The sequence below is a fragment of the Pedobacter sp. 05L430 genome (genome assembly GCF_056397585.1).
Genome location: NZ_JBFTNT010000414.1, coordinates 1 through 2,953 on the forward strand (window position 1 = coordinate 1; position 2,953 = coordinate 2,953).

The window sequence follows — 2,953 nt, forward strand, 5'->3', positions numbered from 1 at the left end:
ATGCATTGGTTCCGGTGAAAGGAACACCATTAGAATCGCAACCACGTGTTCCAATTTGGGATATGGTTAGAATGATTGCTACAGCACGTATTGTAATGCCGAATTCGGTAGTGCGATTGTCGGCAGGTAGAAATGAAATGAGCACACTGGAGCAAGCATTTTGCTTTATGGCAGGAGCAAGCTCTATTTTTGCCGGTGATAAATTACTGACTACACCAAACCCGGCGTTTGTTGACGATATGGCTATGTTTGAACTGTTGGGCTTAAAGACCAGAGATGCTTTTAAAAATGGAAGACCTGCGAATACACTTGCAGATAAACAGACTGAGGCAGCAGTTTAATCATTAGAGAATTTTACATAAAAAGAGACCCAGACGTAATGCCCGGGTCTCTTTTTATGTAATAAAAGGCCTTACAAAGCTGTAACCCTTGTTTCAATATTGCCTTTAGTAGCTTTAGAATAAGGACATGCCCTGTGTGCTTTTTCTGCCAGGTGCTGAGCTTCTTCGGTAGTTATCCCTGGAATATGTACATCCAGATCTGCTGATAAAACAAAGGCGTTTCCATCTTTATTAAAAGACACCTGAACATCTACAGTTGCCTCGGAGGTATCAACGCCATCGTGTTGTGCAATTGAGCCGAGTGCGCCTAAATAGCAGGCTCCCCAGGCAGCGGCAAATAGTTGCTCCGGATTTGTTGCACCGCCTTGTCCGCCTAACTCTTTTGGTTTTCTTAAATCGAATTCTATTATTCCGTCACTAGATTTGATATGTCCATCGCGACCGCCTTTAGCGGTTACAGATGCAGTATACAGTTTTTCCATATTTTTCATTTTACAATGAAATTATAACAACAGCGGCAGAACTAAAGTTTTACAATTTAATTTTTTCTGATAGTTTATAGATATCGTACGCTACCTTTTGGATCATGTCAAACTGCTCTGCAATGATTATCTCATCACTTTGCTCATCATCGTTAACATTCATATTTCTTCTGATTAATGGAACGTTATTAACCACTCCGGTATTTTTGAACAGATTCTCAGAAGCTAAGTTTAGCAAATAGATGGTGTTTTGTGTGATTGGATTTAGCTCTTCAAAATTTGAAAAAACAAAGGAGTGGTCTTTGTTATACAAAGATAATGTAGCTATATAAGAGGATAAGAGGTGATTTAGGGCAGTAAACTGATGTAACTCCTTCATCATGATTTGCTTGCTTTTTGGCTCAGAAAACATACGCTGAAATAGCGAGGCCAGATTTGCTGTTGTTACATAAACTTCTTTTCTGGCTACCTTATAGTTAGTTAGATCTGTAACCTGCTCTGAATAAAACAGCTTAACCTGTTCAAAGTATCTTATGTTTGCGGTTAGCGTGTCCATCATGGCCTCCTTGAGCTTTTCATACTCCCAATTTGGAAACAATGAATAGCTGGCCAGCATTGCGATACCTGATCCTATTAATGTGTCGTAGATTCTTTCGCGGGCCAGGGAGAGACCTCCAAGGCCAAGGAAATCAAATAATACTAATATATAGGGTGTCATGAAAAGTACACTTACTACGTAATTTTTGCGCTGAAAGCTGTAACAGCCAATCATACATATCAGTAAAATCACAAAGAGGGTGTTTTTATCGTCAATGTAGACCAATATTCCCATACCAACGAAAGCACCAATTACAGTGCCTATCAGACGCTCTATATTTCTTTTTTTAGCTAAACTAAAACCTGGTTTAGAGATTACCAGTATGGTTAAGAGTATCCAGTAGCTATGAGAGAAACTTAAAGATTTTGCGACAATAAAACCAATAAGCATTACTATAGCAACCCTTAATGAATGCCTGAAAGTTGAAGAGTTAAAGGTTATGTTTTCAAGTAATAGTTTAAAATCGATATTTTGTCTTGTAATGAATCTTTCAACCTCAATGTTACGTGGTTTAAGGTTCTTTTTCTCACTTTTATTGAAATATCCATTGATGGTTTTAATTCTAGATAGGATATTTTCTATGTTTACCTCAATATTCTTTAAAGCGATGATACCAAGCGTATTATATTGATTTTCCGTATTATTAACTTCAAGTGCAGTAATTTCATTTTTTAGTTTAGCTACATCTTCAATTAGCGAAGTGGGTAGGCTAGGGGTGCTTCCTGTTTTTAAGGAGAAGGCAATATCATCGAGCTCATCGGCTATTTTTATAATTACGGATTCGTAATGTATCAAAATTCCTGAAGCATCAAATTGTTCATGAAGTTGCTTGTAATTRTAATAGGTAGACATTACYTGYTCGAARAGATCGACCATATCTACAAAWACCAATAGGAGGAACCTGCCTTCGGGAGTTGTTTCTCTAACTATTTCTCTAGTTTTAAATAGAACTTCTCTAACAGCATCTTGTTTTTCATGTACGGTGACTTGCAATTGAAGTAAATCAGCATAATTATCGTCGTAATCTGTATTTTGACGATAAAATTTCGCTTTTGCTCTTAAAAACTCGCTAACCGAGTGGATTGAGTCACTAAGGGTTTGCTGAACAATTCGATATGGCCTTAATCTATAGAAAAAGTAGCTGAGCAACGTATACCAAATGCTACCAGCGAAAATAAGTAAAGCAGAGAACAGAACTTCCGTCCAGGGTCTAATGTCATCAATACTTAACACCATGATCAATAATGCAGCGGTTCCAATTGAAGCAGCTCTTAAACCATATAGAAAAAACATGGAGAACACAAAGCTGAAGGCAGCGATAACAATTCCTGTAAAATAAATATTGCTGTTGGTAAGCCCGACAATTATAAATATTAATGTGATTAAAACTGTGGTAATTAACATGGCATTTCTGCGATGTATAATTGGGCCAGGAGAATCGACAACGCTAGCACATAAAGCTCCCAATGATAAAGTCATACCATATTGAAGCATTCCAAACTGGGCTAAAATTAAAGAAGGACAAAGAACAC

General features: G+C 37.4%; 2 protein-coding genes and 1 pseudogene. 1 reads left to right on the forward strand and 2 read right to left on the reverse strand.

Annotation, left to right across the window (positions count from 1 at the left end; all coding sequences use genetic code 11):
- Nucleotides 1-341, forward strand: a pseudogene (locus AC1DG9_RS25690) (biotin synthase BioB); the annotation flags it as partial.
- Between the two features lie 71 nt (nucleotides 342-412).
- Here AC1DG9_RS25690 and AC1DG9_RS25695 read toward each other — a convergent pair.
- Both AC1DG9_RS25695 and AC1DG9_RS25700 read right to left on the reverse strand, forming a co-directional pair.
- Complete coding sequence (locus tag AC1DG9_RS25695) at nucleotides 413-823, reverse strand: organic hydroperoxide resistance protein (RefSeq protein ID WP_172662970.1); 411 nt, start codon at nucleotides 821-823, stop codon at nucleotides 413-415.
- A gap of 49 nt (nucleotides 824-872) precedes the next feature.
- A partial coding sequence (locus AC1DG9_RS25700; protein ID WP_477635529.1) for an FUSC family protein occupies nucleotides 873-2,953 on the reverse strand: 2,081 nt, incomplete at its 5' end.

Bases quoted from the DNA above. Each gene is read 5' to 3' on its own strand.
- AC1DG9_RS25695 (WP_172662970.1), bottom strand. From the start codon at position 823: ATGGAAAAACTGTATACTGCATCTGTAACCGCTAAAGGCGGTCGCGAT.